This window comes from Paenibacillus sp. FSL K6-2524, from assembly GCF_038005525.1.
GTDB classification, from domain to species: domain Bacteria; phylum Bacillota; class Bacilli; order Paenibacillales; family Paenibacillaceae; genus Fontibacillus; species Fontibacillus anaericanus.
The window spans coordinates 3758204-3778792 of record NZ_JBBOSP010000001.1; the positions used below are offsets into that span (position 1 = coordinate 3758204).

Annotated in this window: 20 protein-coding genes; 6 read left to right on the top strand and 14 right to left on the bottom strand. The window is 41.6% G+C overall.

Annotated elements, in window-relative coordinates:
• Nucleotides 1-63 precede the first annotated feature (63 nt).
• The 3 genes from NST85_RS17210 to NST85_RS17220 form a co-directional block, all read right to left on the bottom strand.
• Nucleotides 64-1254, bottom strand: a complete 1191-nt coding sequence (locus NST85_RS17210) for a glycosyltransferase family 4 protein (RefSeq protein WP_341189930.1) — start codon at nucleotides 1252-1254, stop codon at nucleotides 64-66.
• A gap of 122 nt (nucleotides 1255-1376) precedes the next feature.
• On the bottom strand, nucleotides 1377-2300 hold the full coding sequence (locus NST85_RS17215) for a hypothetical protein (protein ID WP_341189931.1): 924 nt from the start codon (nucleotides 2298-2300) through the stop codon (nucleotides 1377-1379).
• Between the two features lie 258 nt (nucleotides 2301-2558).
• The gene (locus NST85_RS17220; protein WP_341189932.1) at nucleotides 2559-3137 is read right to left on the bottom strand and encodes a TetR/AcrR family transcriptional regulator; all 579 of its coding nucleotides are present in this window, start codon (nucleotides 3135-3137) and stop codon (nucleotides 2559-2561) included.
• A gap of 266 nt (nucleotides 3138-3403) precedes the next feature.
• Between NST85_RS17220 and NST85_RS17225 the strand changes: the two genes are divergently transcribed.
• Nucleotides 3404-4549 carry an MFS transporter gene (locus tag NST85_RS17225; protein ID WP_341191129.1) on the top strand — a complete coding sequence of 382 codons (1146 nt, stop codon included), beginning with the start codon at nucleotides 3404-3406 and terminating at the stop codon, nucleotides 4547-4549.
• Nucleotides 4550-4702: 153 nt separating this feature from the next.
• Here NST85_RS17225 and NST85_RS17230 read toward each other — a convergent pair whose 3' ends face one another.
• From NST85_RS17230 to NST85_RS17245, 4 genes are all read right to left on the bottom strand, one after another.
• Nucleotides 4703-5797 carry a GIY-YIG nuclease family protein gene (locus NST85_RS17230; RefSeq protein WP_341189933.1) on the bottom strand — a complete coding sequence of 365 codons (1095 nt, stop codon included), beginning with the start codon at nucleotides 5795-5797 and terminating at the stop codon, nucleotides 4703-4705.
• 127 nt (nucleotides 5798-5924) lie between these two features.
• Nucleotides 5925-6668, bottom strand: a complete 744-nt coding sequence (locus NST85_RS17235; RefSeq protein WP_341189934.1) for an ABC transporter permease — start codon at nucleotides 6666-6668, stop codon at nucleotides 5925-5927.
• A 1-nt stretch (nucleotide 6669) separates the two neighbouring features.
• Entirely contained in the window at nucleotides 6670-7617 is a 948-nt protein-coding gene (locus NST85_RS17240) for an ABC transporter ATP-binding protein (protein WP_341189935.1), read from the bottom strand.
• Nucleotides 7618-7749: 132 nt separating this feature from the next.
• Nucleotides 7750-8568 (bottom strand): MerR family transcriptional regulator, encoded by an 819-nt coding sequence (locus tag NST85_RS17245; RefSeq protein WP_127190630.1) that lies wholly within the window; start codon nucleotides 8566-8568, stop codon nucleotides 7750-7752.
• 596 nt (nucleotides 8569-9164) lie between these two features.
• Here NST85_RS17245 and NST85_RS17250 point away from each other — a divergent pair.
• From NST85_RS17250 to NST85_RS17270, 5 genes are all read left to right on the top strand, one after another.
• Nucleotides 9165-9698 carry a GNAT family N-acetyltransferase gene (locus NST85_RS17250; protein ID WP_341189936.1) on the top strand — a complete coding sequence of 178 codons (534 nt, stop codon included), beginning with the start codon at nucleotides 9165-9167 and terminating at the stop codon, nucleotides 9696-9698.
• Nucleotides 9699-10225: 527 nt separating this feature from the next.
• Complete coding sequence (locus NST85_RS17255; protein ID WP_341189937.1) at nucleotides 10226-10918, top strand: response regulator transcription factor; 693 nt, start codon at nucleotides 10226-10228, stop codon at nucleotides 10916-10918.
• Nucleotides 10919-11001: 83 nt separating this feature from the next.
• On the top strand, nucleotides 11002-11925 hold the full coding sequence (locus NST85_RS17260) for an ABC transporter ATP-binding protein (RefSeq protein WP_341189938.1): 924 nt from the start codon (nucleotides 11002-11004) through the stop codon (nucleotides 11923-11925).
• Complete coding sequence (locus NST85_RS17265; RefSeq protein ID WP_341189939.1) at nucleotides 11918-12679, top strand: ABC transporter permease; 762 nt, start codon at nucleotides 11918-11920, stop codon at nucleotides 12677-12679. The genes NST85_RS17260 and NST85_RS17265 overlap by 8 nt, the downstream gene beginning before the upstream one ends.
• Before the next feature lie 18 nt (nucleotides 12680-12697).
• Nucleotides 12698-13612, top strand: a complete 915-nt coding sequence (locus tag NST85_RS17270) for a sensor histidine kinase (protein ID WP_341189940.1) — start codon at nucleotides 12698-12700, stop codon at nucleotides 13610-13612.
• 228 nt (nucleotides 13613-13840) lie between these two features.
• Here NST85_RS17270 and NST85_RS17275 read toward each other — a convergent pair whose 3' ends face one another.
• The 7 genes from NST85_RS17275 to NST85_RS17305 all read right to left on the bottom strand — a co-directional run bounded on the left by NST85_RS17275 (nucleotide 13841) and on the right by NST85_RS17305 (nucleotide 20547).
• A complete protein-coding gene (locus tag NST85_RS17275) occupies nucleotides 13841-14452 on the bottom strand; it encodes a hypothetical protein (RefSeq protein WP_211350032.1) in 612 nt (203 codons plus the stop codon).
• A gap of 31 nt (nucleotides 14453-14483) precedes the next feature.
• Nucleotides 14484-14678 carry a DUF4177 domain-containing protein gene (locus NST85_RS17280; protein ID WP_127190636.1) on the bottom strand — a complete coding sequence of 65 codons (195 nt, stop codon included), beginning with the start codon at nucleotides 14676-14678 and terminating at the stop codon, nucleotides 14484-14486.
• A 20-nt stretch (nucleotides 14679-14698) separates the two neighbouring features.
• Nucleotides 14699-15643 carry an alpha/beta fold hydrolase gene (locus tag NST85_RS17285; RefSeq protein ID WP_341189941.1) on the bottom strand — a complete coding sequence of 315 codons (945 nt, stop codon included), beginning with the start codon at nucleotides 15641-15643 and terminating at the stop codon, nucleotides 14699-14701.
• 10 nt (nucleotides 15644-15653) lie between these two features.
• Nucleotides 15654-16508 (bottom strand): ABC transporter permease, encoded by an 855-nt coding sequence (locus NST85_RS17290; protein ID WP_127190638.1) that lies wholly within the window; start codon nucleotides 16506-16508, stop codon nucleotides 15654-15656.
• The gene (locus tag NST85_RS17295; protein WP_341189942.1) at nucleotides 16505-17419 is read right to left on the bottom strand and encodes an ABC transporter ATP-binding protein; all 915 of its coding nucleotides are present in this window, start codon (nucleotides 17417-17419) and stop codon (nucleotides 16505-16507) included. Before NST85_RS17295 ends, NST85_RS17290 begins: the two co-directional genes overlap by 4 nt.
• Nucleotides 17420-17652: 233 nt before the next feature.
• Entirely contained in the window at nucleotides 17653-19128 is a 1476-nt protein-coding gene (locus NST85_RS17300; protein ID WP_341191130.1) for a protein adenylyltransferase SelO, read from the bottom strand.
• Nucleotides 19129-19305: 177 nt separating this feature from the next.
• Nucleotides 19306-20547 carry an MFS transporter gene (locus NST85_RS17305; protein ID WP_341189943.1) on the bottom strand — a complete coding sequence of 414 codons (1242 nt, stop codon included), beginning with the start codon at nucleotides 20545-20547 and terminating at the stop codon, nucleotides 19306-19308.
• Nucleotides 20548-20589 lie beyond the last annotated feature (42 nt).

Below are 20589 nucleotides of genomic sequence, written 5' to 3' on the forward strand. Positions count from 1 at the left end.
GATTATCCCACCAAAGACAGGTTCTCATAATCCGCAACTCAGCTATACCCATTAAATAAGAAATTACTTAATCCTGATCGTTTTTTCTATAGCCTTCTTTAATGAAAATCCCGCACGGTTCCAAGACAAATTTAGCGCGTCATGCCGAGCTCTTTGCCCTTTCAACTTACATAATAGAGGATTCTCATAGGCTTTTCTCATCTGCATTTTTAAACTTCCAATATCCGGTTCCGCCCACAACTGTCCCTTTTCCGAGAACAAATGGCGAAATTGGCGTGAGATTGATGATTTTCGATTCATGCCGATGATCGGGGGGCGCATTTTATATTGAACTAGGAATGAATTATTACTTGTTAGGAAATCCATATGCCCCCCCCCTCCAGTTGTTATTACAGGGACGCCGCTGGCTAACGATTCTAGAAACGGCAAACCCACTCCTTCGCCTCGCGTAGGAAGAACAAAGGCATGCCCCTGCGCATAAATGCTTCTAAGAGAATTAGAATTTAAATGTTGGGCAATGATCTGAATAGGGGCTGTATTCTTACGAATGTTTAGCCTATCTTTGTAAGCTTGTATTCGGTTGCGAATCCAGCGTTCATTCTCATAAGATGCATATCCATTAGTTTTGATGATCAGTAGGACATTATCGGTAGCAGTAAACTCTTCCCAATATGCTTTAAGTAATGCTTCAGGATTTTTACGGTGCTGAAATCCGAATATAGATATAAAAACGAATTTATCATTTGTTTTTTTTGAAGGCTGTTTCTTCATTCTAGGAGTGAACTTCCGAGCATTCACCCCATGAGGAACAATATATACGGGAATTCTAATTCCGCTATTACGCATCGCCTGCTTGTTCTGTAGTGAAGGGACACATACGGCATCAACTTGATTGATCGGTTTGATCCATCGGCTAGGGATACGGGTTGTCTCCCAGACGGTGTTAATGATAATCGTCTTGAACTGCTCTCTTTCTTTCCTTATATTGAGAGTATTTGGGGAGTAATGATAAATTAACACCTTTTGCTTCTTTGAAGTTTGGGGTTCTCGGCTTCTCACTTCTCTAACCGTAGTATTCACCCCTTGCTGTCTCAAAGCCTTAACGTACTCTCTACTGGCTATTCCAAGACCAGAGGCTCTATTGACAGGTCCTTTCCATACGACTTTATAGGAGGAGGTTTTATCTTTCTTATTTGCAGGTATCAAAATATTTATTTTTGTTCTGCTTGATAAACGCTTGGTTATGGCAGGCACATCTTCAGCTCCTTTAATAAAAAGTACTGAATTATGATATGCCTGTATTGAACAAAAGGAATGGTCATCTATCTATAAGACGAGAACCTTGATTCAATCCCCTTCTCGGATATATCAAATTGCTAGAAATGAACGCTACTGCCTTTCTCCGTATTTCCAATGGTCTTCAATGTGTCTGCTACTATTCCTCTACTTAGATAAGTTACTTTCCTTTGTTCCAAAACTTCTTCGTATGTACCGTCATCCTTTATTTTATTGTGCCTGATAATTAAGTAGCCCTCTTGACACTTAGGACATTGCCCTATTTTAAAATTATATCTAATATTCTCACATAACTCATTATCAATTTGTTTCTGTTGTTGGATACGATCAGAAAATCGATAAACATTGTCATCATGTATGGATTGGTTTAAATCAACCATGATCGAGTCGTAATCCACTTCATCAATCTCAAAAAGTTCATGCTCTTTTAAATAAGCTCGTTGACAGGATTGACAGTGGTTCTTACTGTCACTTAACATACTTCCACCAAACAAACTTCCAAGTATAAAACCTAAACCTTGTACTACTAGATTAAAAGTACTCATGGTCCTTCCCGATTCAAAAGTAAGGCCCCCATTCACATTACTTCTTGACGAGATCGATACACTAGTATTGTCGAGTTTATTGGAATAATAATTATAAAACGTCAATGGCTCGTTACTATCATTTAGAGAATAATTACTAATATGTTCTCCTTGCAATCTATGATTAACCACATTATCAGCCGATACATAGGTTATCATATATTCTCCATACTCAATACCAAACATAGTGATTAATGCCAAAATAACTCCAAAAAGATAGTTTGTTTTAACTAGCTTTTTCCCCATTTTCATAACCCCGTGGTAATAACCGAACGCAGCAAGTCCACCTAAGGCTAAACTGCCTGCGGGGATAATAAATAGAATTGTTAAGCTATGTACTTTAAAATTAAATAAAGATATAGAAAGTAATGCAATAAAAATCGATGCTGCGGTAGTCAATAAACCAAAAATCTTAGCCATTATCAAAATCTCCTCTATGTATCAGTTCTCCCATAAGTCGACAAAATTCTTCTTTTCCCTCCTTCTATTTACATAATATTCCCAATGAATTATATTCAATTAATTTAAATCTATCTATAGGACGAAAGGCCTTGATTCAATACCCTAATCAAAAATAAACCTGTCTAGACATAACAAAAATGCCCCTCTACCAGTGTGCTGGTGAGGGGCATGGAGGCCCACGGTCTCTCGAACAATATGATTATTTCTATCCAAATTCTAGGAAGACTGTATTCCTTCAAAAGCTATGGTCACCAAATTCATAATGAACGTATCATCTATCTGTTCACCTGTTAGTAAAAGTCTGTAGAAAACCGGCCCGTAAATTAGATCGATAGTTAATTCGATATCAAGCGTTTCCTTCAGTTCTTTCCGTTGAACTCCCCGTTCCAGAAGAAGCCGCGCTTCAAGACGACGAGGATTAAAGTATCTGCTGCGGTAAGCTTCAGCCAGCCCCTGATCAAATTGTCCCTCACCTATCAGCTCCGTGATTATTTTACCTTCCCGGCTTGTCAGAAATTGGGCTAAATTTGTAGCATGAATTAATATATCGTTAAATACTGAACCCGTATCGGGTACGGGTAGCCTTGCGGCAGCCGCAGACATAAATCCATCCATAACAACGGCAGCCTTATTGGCCCACCATTTATATATGGTGGCTTTGCTGACCTGAGCCCGTTCGGCAATTTTATCAACCGTGACAGCCCCGAAGCCGATCTCCAGCAGCAAGTCATAGGAAGCGGCAAGAACAGCCTTTTCGGCTTCCGCGTTACGGGGACGCCCTCTTTTGGTATTCAAAGTAATTCCTCCTTATTAATGAGTCAGCAGTACGATGTTCAGATAAATACTATACGTACATTATACAAAATATTTAACGGTGAAGAAAATAAAAAAAACTATTTATAATACTGAACGACCAGTATATTATATGAATATAAATTATTGAACTGTACGTACAGTATTTATAATGAGGAGGAATATACATGGAACTCGAACGGGAAATTACATCCGCTGTTAAAGAAACACAGGCTCAGTCTAAAAGTAAATCAACTCCCAATTGGATCATGATGTTGCTAGCAGTATCATGCGGTATTATCGTTGCCAACCTTTATTATGCTCAAACTCTGGTAGGGCCTATTAGCATCGCAATGGGTCTCTCCCCCAGATCAGCAGGTTTAATTGTGACATTGACTCAGGTAGGTTATGTTTTGGGTTTGCTCTTTATCGTTCCGCTCAGCGATATTATCGAGAATCGGCGTCTGACTGTTGTGTCATTAATTATGGTTGTTGGCGCATTGGTTGTAGCAACTCTAGCTCCCAATTCGCTGATATTTCTAGCTGCGTCCCTATTGATCGGGCTTGGATCAGTAGCCGCTCAAATTCTGGTGCCATATGCCACCTATTTAGCCTCTGAAAATCAGCGCGGCCGTGTTGTAGGCAATGTAATGAGCGGATTGCTACTGGGAATCATGTTTGCCCGGCCGATTGCGAGCTTTATCACTGATCTTTGGGGTTGGCAGGCAGTGTTTACGCTCTCGGCGGTGCTGATAACTCTTTTGACAATACTATTGTCCCGTGCTCTTCCTGAACGCAAACCCGTACCTACCATGAATTATGGTCAATTATTAGGCTCACTAGTTACCCTTTTAAAAGCAACGCCTATTTTACGCCGCCGGGCAATTTATCAGGCCTGTTTATTTGGGGCTTTCAGTCTTTTTTGGACAGTCGTTCCTTTACGGTTAACCGATCACTTTCATTTATCACAACAAGGCATTGCTTTGTTTGCCCTTGCCGGTGTCGCTGGAGCTGTCGCCGCACCTGTTGCCGGGAGATTGGCTGACAGAGGTTTGTCTCGTTTTATGAGCGGTCTGGCTATTGCTATTGCATTTCTGGCTTTTGTAGTGTCCTATCTTGTTCAAGGCAATTCAAACACGGCTCTCATCCTGCTGGTTCTTGCTGCCATTCTGCTGGATATGGGGGTATCGGGAAGTCTTGTACTTGGTCAACGTGCCATTTATTCACTGGGAGGTGAAACGAGAGGCCGGCTAAACGGATTGTTTATGGCCATTTTCTTCGTGGGAGGAGCCCTTGGATCATTCATAGGCGCCTGGTCTTACGCTTACGGGGGCTGGAATTTGACCGTATTGCTAGGAATGAGTCTGCCGATTCTAGCCATGCTGTACTATTTCACAGAGAAAAGAACGGCATGATTAATAGCTACGGTGAGAAAAAATGATTTGCCACAGATAATTTACTCTTAGAAATGCAAACAGGGGATGTCCCAAAAAACATTAAGAATGGCTAGGGCATCCCTTCAAAAAAAACAGCATTATTGGTGGTAGCATAAATTGTTGTATAGTTATTCAATCAACTTCAGCTCTTAAGAATAAATCGCCAAGCGCCGCATTCAGATCGGTATGATCCTCTGCTATTAGCCATACTTCAGGGATGATAAGATAATGGCATGAACTGCCTTGTAGATAACTGTAAATAATTTGCGCTTGATCGATTTCATCTCGGGTAACTTTGCTAGAGAGTGATGCACTTTCCACCTCAAAATAGCGCAGAATCAATGCTTTGACTCTTGCAGTTTGCTCCTCGTTCACAGAACCATCAACCGTGTATTTTTCGCTAAAAAGAACCGTATTTCGTTTAATGAGAAACAGTTTGACCCTATCTTCGCTTAAATACTCAAGGATCACAATGTTGCGGTTTTCCTCAGTGAAGCCAATTACCTTCTCTTTGTTCAGAAGGAAATTCACTGCTGCAATATAGTCCCTATATTTCGCTGCTCTCTCAAAATCGAATTGCTCAGCCGCATCTAGCATGCTTTGTTCCATTTCTTCGTACAAACTTCGATCCGTATCACCAAGCAAACCCATCAGGCGATCCATGATCAAATTGTATTTAACAAATGCTTCTCCCCCTATACACATCCCTAGACATAATCCTAATGAATAGTTCAAGCAAGGAGTATTCGTATTAGCAGAAAAGGAATGATTACAGGCAATTTTATAACATTCTTCAATTCCTTGAATCGCTTTTTCCACTGCATTCTTGTTAGCTGTAAAGGGTCCAAAATGTACTTGTTCCGGATTATCGGACATAGGATTGTTGGTTATTTCTATTCGACGTAATCCGCCCGTTCGCTGTATCACAATGTAGGTGTAAGCAAGCGGGTTTTTCATCTTCCTATTGTACATTGGCTTATGCTTTTGAATTAACTCGCACTCTGTCATAAATGCTTCAAACTCTGTATCCGTAACCATGTAATCCAAATCACGCACATGCTGTACAAGCTTCTTTACCTTTGGAGTATGGGACTTGTTTTGATAAAAATACGATTGCACTCTTTTCTTCAGATTCTTGGACTTGCCGACATATATGATCCCACCGAGGGAATCTTTCATAAGATAGACTCCCGGCGAAGAAGGAAGGTTATTTAGCTTCTCTTTCATGTGATTGTAAATCCTCCTTCAAACAATAGGGCTACGATGATTTGAAATGCTATTACATTATAACTGCGCTTAAGAATAGAAAGCTAGAAAAAATGGACATTCCCACTACGGCTTTAATAGAACAAAATTATTGAATATCCTTCTTTAAAGCATGAACAGCCAATACAAAGCTAGCAATGCATAGAATGAATAATATCCCTGTTGTGAATAACAATTGCATCCAGTCTATCAAGTCCGCTGATACCAACATCCGCAAGCTATTGATTACATGGGTAAACGGATTAATAATTACAGGAATACGGAATCCACTCGGTAATTGATCATATGGTATCAGTGCCGAACTGACAAAAAATAATGGTAAGGTAACCGTATTGACAAGTGCGATAAAGGAATTTTCATCGGGCAGCTTAAGACTTAGCGCATATGAAATAGCTGATACGAACGCTACAGTTAAGAACAGCAGCATCGCCATGAGAAGCATTCCACTTACACCTGATGTTATCCGAACCGACATCAAAAAAGAAATCCCCATTAAAATCATAATTTGGATAAACGTCGATACGGCGGCATCTATAATATGAGCCAATATAATGGAACTTCTCTTAGCAGGCGAAATCATAATTCGATAATAGCTTCCCCCTGTTTTCAATGAATAGTTTGCAATTCCGCTTATGCCGGAACTGAAAAGCACACCCATTAGCAGTATTCCAGGAAGGATAAAGGCCGTATAATTCCCTTCTGTTTCATTTCCTCTAAATATTGTGCTAAACAGTAAAAGCCATATAAGCGGTTGAATCAAAGTCATGATGATGGTTACTGGATTTTGGAAACGCCACTTGATACTTCTCCTAAAAAGATTGAAAGTTTGCATCTTAAACACCCCTTCCTTTGTTCTGCGTGAGTGACAGAAAAACATCATCAAGGCTTGGCGTTATGATTCCGATTGAGGAATACCGTATTTGCTTGTCCACCAGTAATTGATTGAGGATGTGAAAATCCTGCGCCGCATTTTGAGTGTTGGCATAAACTGTATTTTGTTCTTGCCGTATTGCTCTGACAAATTGTAGGTCTGAAATCCATTTTCCAAAATCGTGCTGATTCTCTGAACTGTCCAAATCAATCCGAATTGTATTTAGGTGGGTATGTTGCCGGAGATTTTCTGGCGTATCCTGCACCAATTCGTGACCGTCCTGTATAATACAGACCGTATCGCTTAGCATATCTGCTTCTTCTAAATAGTGGGTAGTGAGAAAAATAGTTGTGCCAAAATCATCCTTGATTTTCTTCACAGTGTCCCACATGGCTTTTCGGGATTCAATATCCATCCCCACAGTCGGTTCATCCAGAAATAGAATTTGGGGATAAGACATCATGCTCATGGCAATATCCAATCGCCGTTTAATTCCGCCGGAATACGCAGTAACTCTTTGCTTTTCGTATTCCTTTAATCCAAATGCAGTAATGAGCGCATCCATCCGCTTGTTAGCAGTTGCGTCATCCAGCTTGTATAATCGGCTCTGGAACAGCATGTTCTCCTTTAGAGTTAGGTGGTTATCAATAGATACCTTTTGCGCCACGCAAGCAATGAGTGGACGCACCGCCCTTTGTTCCTTACATACATCCCTACCCATAATTAATATCTTTCCAGAGGTCGGTTGAAGAAAGGTAGTAAGAATATTGATTAGCGTTGATTTTCCTGCTCCGTTCGGCCCTAATAAAGAGAATATCTCCCCTTTTTGAACCTTAATACTTAAATCGTCAAGGGCTTTTTTGCCGCTCTTATAGACTTTTGACAGATGGCTCACTGAAATTGCATCCAAATTTGATTCCCCCTTTTTGTCTTGATTTAAGGGTAAAGTATCGCATTGTGTTAGAGTCAATAGGAGGGAATGAATTTCTTACAGCAAAAAATCGCTACCCTATATAGGGCAGCGATTAAATCTGGTAAGTACTTATATGCTTTTTATTGGGAAGCAAACTTCGGTAATCAGATTTTCCGGATCGGGTTCGGTTTCCGGCGAAACATGTAAGATATTAAACATGGGACCATTAAATTCATAACCATTGTCGGAAATCCAGTTCGCAATTGCTTGATTGGCTTCTTTCAGTTGAATATACCCGCCTTTATAGGTTAGTGTAGCCGCAATTACGGGGTCAACGTTCTTAAACCGTATGGTATCTGTATCCTGATATGTGCCCACAACCACCCTTTGCACTTCCACGTCAATTCCATGTTCTACAATTCCCTCATTGCGGAATATTGCAATGTTGTAGCGCGGATTGCCTAACTGGACATTCTGCGCTACAATCTCTGAACACAATTTCTCCCACAATATGTCCTCTTGCTCATAGGTGGCAATCGTGTTGCGGTAGCTTATCACATTCCTTCTGGGAAGCTCCTTGATAGCAATGCTGAATTTGGAAAGTGGAGAATTTTGCTCAAGGCTTTTTATGGTCGTCTGAAGGAGTAACAATTGTTTTTGCATAGAGACTATTTCTTCCTGCTTTTGGGATGCTTGAAGCATTAAATATCTTTTGAGACTTTTTTCATCATCATATTCCGATAAAATGTCCTTAATAACGGACAATCCCAATCCCATACTTTTTAATGCCTGTATTCGATTCGCAACGGAAAGTTGTTCTTCGCTGTAATAGCGATACCCCGTGAATTCATCAATGTGTGCCGGAATGAGCAAACCGATTTCATTGTAGTGACGCAACATGTAGATGCTTATCTTGGACAGAGTAGAAAAATCCCCGATTTTCAGCATAAATCTCACCTTCTCATAGACAACTGAAACACTATCTACTCATCATAAACTATAGCATAGTGCTAGAGTCAATAGCCTGTAGTGGGACGTGCACTATCAACTTCACATATTAAATACGAATGACTAGAACAACCCAGAGGACAACATAAAAATCGCCATACCGTGAGAGATCGTTGACGCTAACACGCCATGCTTCATTCTTACAAAAGCACAGATCAAACCCTCATATAATGTAAAACCAAGCAAAACCTTGCCTAGATCCGCCTCTATCCGCTAAAGGAATGTATTGATAGAGTATCAAGAGTGGAGCGCAAATGATTATTGCACCCATGAGACCGTAAATATATGTACGAATTCGCTTCATGTTTCCCCAATAGATTAAATCCGTAATCCCAGGATTCCGAAATACAAAGATAAAAGTAAGTAACAACGAAACGATTCCAAGCAGGATTAATATGATTCGTAGAATATGGGTATAAATCCTGCTATAGTAAAGTATGGATTGGATGCATCTGTTCAATGTGCTGTAGTATGAAATGAAATAAGCCCTTCAGCAAATAAATGTAAATGTAATGAGAACAATTTGAGGTGATTATATGAGGTTATCAGAACCTTTTGAAACGAAACGAATGAAATTCCGCTTATTACACATAAACGATATAGAGGCTATCTACAGACAATTTTCTGACCCAGAGATGTGTAATTATTTTAGTGAGCCACCCTGTGATTGGGAAGAAGCAAAAGGTATCATTGAGCATTATAAATATCCCGATGGAAAAGACAATCTTCGTTACAGTATGTTCGATAAAGAAACCGATGCATTTATAGGAACATGCGGTTATCACTATTGGGATCAAAAGCTTTCCCAAGTCGAGATTGGTTATGATATATGGAAAGACTATTGGAAGCAGGGTTATGTATCAGAAGCATTACCCGAACTCATCAATATCTGTTATGAACATCTTGGTGTTGACTGTATTTATATTCTTACACACCCACATAATTATGCATCTATGGCAAGTGTCAGTAAGTTGGGGTTTAACATATGTGAGCCTTGCCGGAATACGGATGAAGAACAAGTGTGCATGAAGTTAATGCGAGTAGAATGGTACGATAAGAGTAGTTTCTAGTCGCTTATGGGACTCTTCTATCACATATCTCGTGGTATCCCAATTTATTTCATTTTGAAGCAGTACAATATCAGCAGTATCTAACACTTCATAGATTTCTTTTATATTATTTATAGTTAGAATCCATTAGCTCCCCCTCAGAAAGGATAATATGATTTTCCCCAGAAGCATCTACTGTAATAGATGCTAACCCCGTGCTCCCTTCTTTATGAAAGATATATTCTGATTGAACACCAATTCCACGAATAGCAGTCAATAACTGTGAGGTAAATGGGTCGTTTCCATCAGCTCCAAGTAGCCACAACCAAATCTAGTCCCACAAACATCCATCATCCATGAACTTTTATTCAGTTGTCGAAATCCGAGTTCTCGTTCACATAGAGCTCACTGGGTTGAAAAGGTGCTTTACATTAATTATGGGGAGGGTAGCCCCCAGAAGACACTTCTCGATACAGAGACAAAAAACTGCTATCATACTAATAGGGAGCATCTATGATGCCCAATTATAGGTAAATAGAGGAGATTAAATGAACATCCCGATACATATTCTCGTTGCTGAGGACGACAATGACATTAGCCGATTGCTGTGCAGCATTATTAAGAAAAGCGGCTACATTCCCCAACCCGCATACTCGGGAACGGAGGCCCTTCTCTATCTGGAGCAGCGTCCATGGAGTATGTTGCTACTCGATTTGATGTTACCTGGCATGACGGGTGAGGAACTGCTCCAACAGTTCGACCGACGGGACGATATGCCGGTTATTATCATTTCAGCCAAGGGTGAACCCCATACTAAGGTGTCTGCCCTGCGCGGGGGCGCAGACGATTTCATTACGAAACCCTTCGATGTCGCGGAAGTATCTGCGCGAATCGATTCCCATCTGCGTTTGTATGCACGGATTGCTCAACCAGCTTTGCCTACCGTGCAGAGGCATAAGGGTCTAGTACTTGATCGAGACGCTATGTCGGTTACAGCAGACGGCGCAGAAATGGCACTAACAGCTCGAGAGTTTGAGATTGTCTCGTTGCTGTTATCAGCCCCGAAGAAAGTGTTTACGAAATCTAATTTGTACGAAAGTGTCTGGCGAGAGCCATTCTGCGGAGACGACAATACAGTCAACGTCCATATGAGCAATTTACGCAGCAAACTAGCTAAGGCCGCTCCGGGAAGTGAATTTATCGAGACGGTATGGGGCATGGGTTATCGGCTTAAGCCTTAAGACATTCTTAAGATTTGACTTAAGCTCTTCTTATGTTTTCATTTCTATACTTGGTCTATCACATAAAGGAGGCCAAGACGACGATGAACGAATATGTATTAAAAACAAATCAACTATCAAAAAGGTTCAAAGGCCTTACAGCTCTGGACAAAGTCAATTTGTCTATCGGTAAAGGCTCCATTTATGGTTTTATTGGGCAAAACGGAGCCGGCAAATCAACATTGATCCGCATTGTGACCGGACTTGCTTTTCCAAGCGAGGGAACGATTGAGCTTTTCGGAACCAGTGAAGAGCAGGCGTTGATCCAGGCTCGTAAGCGGGTGGGCTCGATTATCGAGAGCCCCGCATTGTTCACCCATATGACTGCAAGCGAAAATCTAGAAGTGAATCGGATTCTCCGTGGCATCCCAGGCAAAGATGTCGTTCACAGGATGCTAGAGCAGGTCGGACTACAGGGAGCCGGCAAGAAGAAAGTAAAAAATTTCTCGCTAGGAATGAAGCAGCGGTTAGGTCTTGCAATCGCCTTGCTGGGGGATCCAGAATTCCTGATTCTGGACGAGCCGACCAATGGGTTAGATCCCATGGGTGTCGTCGAAATGCGCGAACTCCTCAAGCGGCTAAACCGCGAGCTCGGCATTACGATCCTGATCTCAAGTCATATTCTGAGCGAATTGCATTTGATGGCAAGCCATTATGGCATTATTCATCACGGTCGTTTGCTTGAACAACTCACTGCCGAGGAACTGGACGAGAAATGTCAGCAGTATGTGTATATCAAAGTGGATAATCCGAGCATGGCAACAACGGTCATTCAAAATGAGCTGGGTACGGCTGATTTCGAAGTAATGCAGGATGGATCCATCAAATTGTATAGCCGCATTGAGCAGCCGGGCAAAGTATCATCGGCATTATTCTCCGCGGGATTGGAGATCGAGAAATTTATGCCCATGAGCGAAGACTTGGAGAGTTATTTTACAAAGCGGATTGGAGGTAATCTGCATGTATAATCTGCTCAGAGTTGAGTTTTTCAAGCTCCGTAAGAACAGATCGTTTTGGTCGTTGCTGTTCGCCCTTTCAGTCCTCTCTCTTGCGTACCCCCTATTGTATTATTTTGATCATCGGTCCAGCGGAGTGCCTCAGATCACGGGAGCTGAATTTCTGACTACATTTATTTCAAGTAATAGCTACATTATTAAATTCGGAGTTGCAATACTGGCCGGAATCTTCATCTCCAACGAATATTCCACTGGGGTCATGAAGACGATCGCATCTTCGGGTAATACTAGAGGGCGACTGTTCACGGCAAAATTGATCGTTTTCTCAGTCGGAGCCATGGCGATTTCTCTCGTCTTTCCGATAGTCAGCACGGTCGAAGTCACACTTCTTTCGGGCTTTGGTCAACTACCAGTGGAAAGCACAGTGCTTTTCATACCCCGAGCCTTCGGCCTGACCTTACTGTACACAGCAGGCTACGCGGCTATTGGGGCTCTGTTCACTGTAATACTTGTCGACAGTGGAAAAACGATTGGCTTCTCCATGATTTTCTTTCTTATGATCGATACAATTATGGCTAGCCTAAGTTCGAAGGTCGCATTCTTTGCTACATTATACGACTATTCTATCTTCAAACTGGTGGGCAATATCGGCAAGCCCCTGATCGACAGTGGTGATGTGCCGGCCCTCCTGCTCGTACCGTTGTTGACGTTTGTCATTGCCGGGACGCTCGGGATGCTCGTGTTCCGTAGAAAGGAAATTAAATAACATAGGAGGTGCGGGAGAGTGTTTCTTATCCTGACAATCATATTGTTTGCGGCAGTTGCTCTCCTGCTTGTTCGTTTGTTAATGCTAAGGCGGGAGTTAGGGCGGATGACGGAGCAATTGTACTGCTACAACGAGCGTGCAACTGGTAAAAAAATTGACGTAGCTCTATTCGACCAGAAGCTCGAAGCGCTTGCGGGGCAAATCAATCGTCAATCCAATTTATTGGTCCAATCGGAAGTCCATCGAATACGAGTTGAACAAGAATTTCGTCAGGCAGTTGCGAATATTTCGCATGATATACGTACACCACTCACCTCCATCTTCGGATATATTCAACTATTGGAGGCTGAGTCAATTACACCCGAGGAGAAGCTCGAATATGTTGCTATTGTTAAAAATCGGACGAGGCGGCTTCAGGCACTACTGAACGATTTTTTCGAGCTTTCCGTGATCGAATCACTAGATTATCCCCTTCAAACAGAGAAACTCGGGATGACTGTCCTACTCTCAGAAATTCTGGTCGGATTTTACGATTCGTTCAACGAACGCAACATTACACCTGATATACAACTACCTGAGGAAAATGTGTCCGTATACGCCGATGAGTCGGCTGTGCGGAGAGTTGTCGAGAATTTGCTGATCAATACGGTCAAGCATACGACTGGGCATGTAGAAATTAGTTTCAAAAGGCAGCAGGAGACGGCTGACTTGACGATTGTAAACGATGCGAAGGAACTAGCTGGAAGCGATGTCAACCTCATATTTGACCGATTCTATACCGCAGACCGTACCCGATCTTCTCAAGCATCGGGGCTTGGGCTCTCTATCGCCAAAAGTCTGATGAATAAGATGGGTGGGACGCTGACAGCCGAACTGGACGGTGAGAAACTATTGATGACCTGCCGTTGGAAACTAGGAGATTTAATGTGTTAATGGTGAATGGATATGTTTATGATGAGAAGCAAAACTATTACTGCAAATCTCTAAATTAGTTTCACCAAAATTTGAACCATAGCTATCAGAGGCAATGTGTCCCGTGGGCTCTTCGCGGGCCCTGTCGAAAACGGATTTGCTTCCACAATCCCATTTCTGATAAGTCGCAAAAAGCGGAGTGTGGTTTGTGTCCACACTCCGCTTCATACTCAAGAGTTCAATTCGGATTCATATTTTTTCAAGCTTTTCAAAAACACCATCAACCCAAGTTTGGTCATCCCATAATTTTGGATTATCAAGTTTTCTAACCGCAGGGTGACCTGTTGCAATAGTATCCACACCATCTTTGTTTCCAAAGTACAAATCAACAATTTTGAATGACTTGTTGTCAGATTGTACTAACAGTTTACAACTCATTCCAGACCCTTGGTTTGAAAAAGTTAAACTTAAATAGTAAAGATCTTCATCAAGTTTCTTGTACTCTGCTTCCTTAAACTCATTTTCTAAACCGAAATTCACACCGATTCCACCTACCAATTCTTGCTTTTGTTCTAATTCCAACATTTTATTAGTAAATTTAAGGAGATTTTCATTTGAAATGTAGTTTTCAAAGGATACTGTTTCTTGTTCTGCAACCGCTCCGGTATACAGGTTTACGAAAGCTTTTCCAAAGTTCACAATGGAATCGTGATCATCATCACTAATTTGATCTTCCTTACTTGAAATAGATTCTATCGGATTGTCATTCAAGTTTGCATTGTCTGAACTATTTTCCTTTTTCGAACAACTCATAAGGGCAAGAAATACCAAAACTACTATACCTAACGTTAATTTCCTCATAGTACCTCCTTATAATAAATTTGCTGGGGCGCTATTTTTTTCGTTTAAACACGACAATGATATCTTTTGATGCCCCTTGTGCTTGGCTAGTATCAAAACACGAAATAAGTTCCCATCCTTCTTGTCCATGTAGATTTAATCTATCTTCAAATTCATTTTGATCTACTTTCCCTCCCCAAAAGCCTCCAGTCGCAAACTTTATCGTTTTATATTCCCATTGTTCCATTGTATTTCATCCTCTCTGGGTTAAAGCTTACAGATCTCAGACAAGACATCAGCGAATCCTTTGGGTTGGTCAAGCATCATAAAGTGGCCTGCATCTTGAATGATAAACAGTTTTTTTTCGGATGCATGAATCGTATCAAAGTAACGCCGGGCTATTGTATGTGGAGCTTGGAAATCGCTCTCTCCAAGAACATAAAATACAGGCACCTGATAATCCCGGCTTACCTCATACAAGCTGCTGGAAAACAAAAAATCCCATATTTTCTTATTGTTATTCATACCTTTCAGTAAACTCGAAATGTCTGATAACCGAAAAACAGGACTTTTAAGTAACGTCTTCAGAATCGGGCCGAATTTCATTCCGATTTTGTATTTCCCTTGCAGCATCCTGACCATTTGAATTTTTTTAATCATTGGCTTTTCGTAATTGTTCTCTGGATAAGTACCTAATTTTTCAAGACGCGTCAGGTCTTTTTTATTTCCTGCGTTCATAATCAATTCTTTTAATTTCTCATAACCAATCTTTTCATTCTCTACAATATCTATCACTTGGCCGGCACCTATGTAATACAGTACATCTTGGGGATGTCTTGTCACAAACAATGTCCCCAGAACGCTTCCCCAGGAATGACCTAAAATCGCGATTTTTTGTCTGTTGTATTTCTTTTTGAGGTATAGAACGATCTTGTGCAAGTCCGCCAGCAACTCATCGACAGTGGGGTAGTCTGTATCGCCCTTCAATTTAGATAAGGTCTTTCCCGCCCCGCGCTGATCCCAATGAACAACGCTAAAGAGCGGCGATAAGTCTGTTTGGAAAGCGTAAGCGAAGGTTGACTCCGCCATCCCTGGACCCCCATGCAAAAACAAAAGGACTGGAAGCTCTGGATCAACGCTATAATGCAATAAATATTGCTCTATCCCGTTGATTTCGATATATTCTGAAACATATCCGGTTTGTTTTTTCAAAGCGGGTACCTCATTTCTTTTTGCGTGTCATATTCAAAACTGCCAGTCCAAAACAGACCACCGATGTCACGATTAGGACTAGAATACTCATCCAAGTCGTTACCTCATAATCGCCAAAGTAATAGGTAACACCCATCATTTTCTCAAATTCGATCAAAGACTCAGCGGGCGCTCCAGCAAAAGCTTCAGAAAGGGGTACATCCATAATGACCTGTCTGAAAATCGCTACAGCATGTGATACAGGGAAGATTTTGATCACGAACTGTACGGCATCCGGTAAAGCTCCGACGGGGAGGTATATCCCTGTCATAAACCCGATTAGTGTACCGATTACGGTACTTGCTGTAGCAAATGCATTATTGCTTTTAAAGAAGGAAACTACAAAAAAGACGATGGCTGTATTTACAAGGGTACAAACTAAAATGAGCCCGAAAACCTTACCAAATGCCACTGCAGACAGCAATTTCCCACCGCTTGCCACGATATAGATTTCTACTAATATGAGAGCTACAACACTCATGATGCAACCGATAAGAAATGCACTAATTACATATCCACCAGCAATGCTGCTTCTTTTTACAGGTGAGGAATTGAAATCCTTGATAATATTCTTCTCCCGATCACTGACCAACGTGCCAAAGGCACCCATGGTTGTCGTTACGGATGTCACTGCCAAAAGCCCCGCCATAATCCAACTGTCCATAAGAAAGCGAATATTAGCTACTTCACTATATTCACTCGCCCATACATCGCCCAAAAATAAGGCATATAGTCCAATAATAATGATCACAGCAAGAAGTGAGAAGAAAACGGCACTTTTATCTCTGAAAAAGAGGAGAAGGTTTCGTTTAGCAAATCCAATCATTGTCTAAGCTCCTTTCCTGTTATACCGATAAAAGCATCATCCATCGTTCCATTTAAAACTTCAAATCCTGTTATGTATGGTTTGCATTGTTCAAGAATCGGAAAAGCATCCAATGTGGATGGAATATTGATTGTTATTTTATCGACTTTTTGGGAAAATTCGATTTGTGCTTCTCTCAGGAACGCAGTCAAAGTCTCGATATCTCCAGTAAATAAGTTTAATTGATCGCTGGCATACCTGTTCTTTAATTCGGTTGGTGTTCCTTTTGCCGCAATACTGCCATTGTCGATCACGACTACATAATCCGCATCCGCCGCTTCCTCCATATAATGAGTGGTTAGAAATACCGTCATGTTATTTTCTTTTTGCAGTTTTTTAATGATCTCCCACACATTTTTTCTTGTTTGAGGATCCAGCCCAGTTGTGGGTTCATCTAATATTAGAATCGTTGGAGTATGTACAAGTGCGCGCGCAATATCGGCCCGTCTTCTCTGACCGCCTGACAATTTTCCATAGGGACGATTCATGAACTCTGTTACTCCCGCTGCCTCAGCAGCTTTTTGCACGGATTCAGCTAGCTTCGTGCCTTTCGTCCCATAAAAGCCACCCCTGATTTTCATGTTTTCTTCCACTGTCAGTAAAGAATCTAGTAATCCGTCTTGAAATACAGCGCCGATGACGGAGCGTATCTTAGCATCGTCTTTACCCAAATGGTATCCATCTATGGTAATCGTTCCAGAGTCTGGATTTAGAAACGTACAAATGATATCAATCGTTGTGGACTTCCCTGCTCCGTTTGGACCTAAAAATGCGAACATTTTCCCTTTCTCAACGTAAAAACTGATATCCTTGACTGCCTGCAGCTTGCCATATGATTTGCTTAAGCCCGTCACTTCAATAATTGGCTCCATGCCTAATTCACCCCATATCCAAATAAATAACAATCTTTACAAAAACATTACTATAAAATGATCCCAAAAGTATAGATAACTTCTCACATATGAATCATCGCAGCTAAAAAAATATCCACCCCCCATCTTCTAAAAGATAGAGAGTGGAAATAAGACTCCAGTAAATGAAACTCATAATTTCTTCATAATTACATTATAAAAATCGAACGTCCACTTTGTTGCCTGTGCTACTCTCAGGTACCACAGAAAGTTCGGTAAGGACGTGATGATTGTGCAGGCAGTGTACAGTAATCATCCTGTTCGGGAGAGTACGCATATGGATTTATTAGAACATCAAGAAGCCTCTCCATCACGCTGTAATCTCCTTGTTTCTCCGCAGCTTCCAGGGCCTCTTCTACCCGGTGATTCCGCGGGATTACCGCAGGATTGCTGCTCCGCATCAACTGATGGGAGGATTCCTTAGGTTCCTCCTGCCTGCGCAGTCTCTCCTGCCACAACTCATACCACTGGGCAAATTCCGTGGTGCCAAACAGAACCGTATCTTCTGGTTTATCCAATGTTAAGCCTCGGAAGGTATTGGTGTAGTCCGCACGTTGCTTTTGCATTATACCAAGAAGGCCTTCAATAAGGGCTTCATCCCCCGGCTCTTCGTTAAATATCCCCAGCTTGGACCTCATTCCCGCTAACCAGTTACGGTGAAACAATTCAGTAAAACCTGCAATTGAGTCCTCGGCCAGCTTGATGGCCTGATCCTCGTCGTCATCCAGGAGCGGCACTAGGGTTTCAGCAAATCTCGCGAGATTCCACGCGGCAATATATGGCTGGTTACCATAAGCATAGCGACCGTGACTATCAATGGAACTGAATACCGTAGCTGGATCATACGTATCCATGAAAGCGCAAGGCCCATAATCGATGGTCTCTCCGCTAAGGGCCATATTATCGGTATTCATCACCCCGTGGATAAATCCGACGAGCTGCCACTTTGCAATCAGTACGGCTTGGCGATGGATCACTGCCTGAAGTAGAGATAAATAGCGCTTCTCATCTGCGTCTACTTCTGGAAAATGTCTTTGAATTGTATAATCAGCCAATGCCTTAAGATCCTCTGTTGTCCCCCATTGTGACGCGTACTGAAAGGTTCCAACGCGTAAATGGCTCTCCGCCACGCGAGTCAGTATGGCACCGATCTGCTCATTTTCGCGCGTAACGGATTGGCCAGTCGTAACCACGGCTAAGCTGCGGGTGGTAGGGATTCCGAGCGCGTGCATGGCTTCGCTGATGATATATTCGCGCAGCATCGGTCCAAGTACCGCTCGACCGTCGCCACCACGGGAATATGGCGTTCTACCTGAACCTTTAAGCTGAATATCCACCCGTTTGTCTTGGGGTGTGATCTGTTCGCCAAGCAGTACTGCCCGGCCATCTCCTAACATGTTGAAATACCCAAACTGATGTCCTGCATAAGCTTGTGCAAGAGGATCAGCACCTTTGGGAATCTGGTTGCCAGCCAGCACCGCTATTCCCTCACTACTTTGTAGTGCTTGGACGTTCAATCCGAGGCTTGCTGCCAACGGTTCATTTAGAACAGCCAACTTCGGTGCACGTACCGGGGTTGGGTTTAGCCTCGCAAAAAATGATTCCGGTAGACGTGCATAACTGTTGTCGAAGTCCCATCCTGATCCTATTACTGTATTTTTTTCTGTCATCATAGCTCCTATTTTTTCTTTAGTATTTTGTACATTGGTTTTTATCGCTTTAGAACTTCTAAATAAAGGTTTGGTGTATTCACTTCGTAATCTTTTCGACAGGTAATTTATGTTATCATCGAGTTTAGCATACCCCAAATAAAATGAAAAACTCAGGCATTGAGATTCAATAGTCGCTCAATCCACTTCCTTCAACAACGGTTTACCTGCTTCGATTAACACCTTGTTTCGTCCAAAGAAAATCGATAATAGCAACATAAATAATCCTGTTCCGACCAGCAACCATTCTATTTGAATTACATCGGCAATGGGACCAAAAATGAGCATTCCTATCGGCATCATCGAGGTTGATATCATCCCAATAATCCCAAATACTCTTCCCATATAGTTTTCATCCACTTTTTCCTGCAGCAGGACATTTATTGGGGTATTAAACATAGGCATCGCGACTCCAAATATCGCCATAAAAAACAAGTAAATCCAAAATACTGGAACAACACCAAGTGCAAATGTACATGCCCCCATAATAAGGCTTGAGAACATCATGGTATGAACTTTGTTACGAAATCCTCCCCAGGAAGCAATAATCCCTCCACCTACCATCATACCGATCGAAAATGCGATTTCAATGGCTGTTAGTCTCCATACACCATTGCCGAAGCTACGTATAACTTGTAATGGTGTTAGAAATGCAGCAGGTGCCATCAAGACAAAAAACACTGCGAAAAACAAAAAGAATTTCTTCAGAAAATCATGGTTATGAATATACGTTAAACCTTGCTTCAAATCATCGAAATAGCTTGTTGTTTGTTTTTCAACTGCCTTCTTATGAACTGGTATTTTAAAATAGATTAGTAAGGTAAAAATCGCAAGCGCTGCAGTAACGACATCTATAAAGAAAATCATTTCAATCGAAGCCATGGTCAATAATGCAGCACTAATGATTGGGGATATAAACATAATGACCGCCTGCAGACTCCCATTTATTCCGTTTACCTTAATCAACTTATCCTTGGGTACAATTTGCGGTAAAATTGCTCCGACTGCAGGAGTCTGAATACCCGTCCCCATTGCACGAATAGCAGCCATGACAAAGAGCAGCCAAGTCGCATCATATCCCATCATGAACACTATAGCGAGAATCAATGTAGCGGTCGCGATCAATCCATCTGACAATATAATTAGTGTTTTTCGATTGTAGCGATCTGCCCACACCCCGGCAATTGGTGACAGAATAAATGTCGGTATGAAGCCACAAATGATATACAACGTCATCATCATACCTGACTCAGTTGTTAGTGTTATGTACCACATCATCGCAAATTGAACAAGGGACGAACCAAAGAGGGATATCGTTTGACTGCCTAAGAAAAGAATAATATTTCTTTTCCAATTTCCCTTTATATCCAAGGAATTCATTGTGATTTTAATCTTCCTTTCGTTTGTATATATTGTGGATTA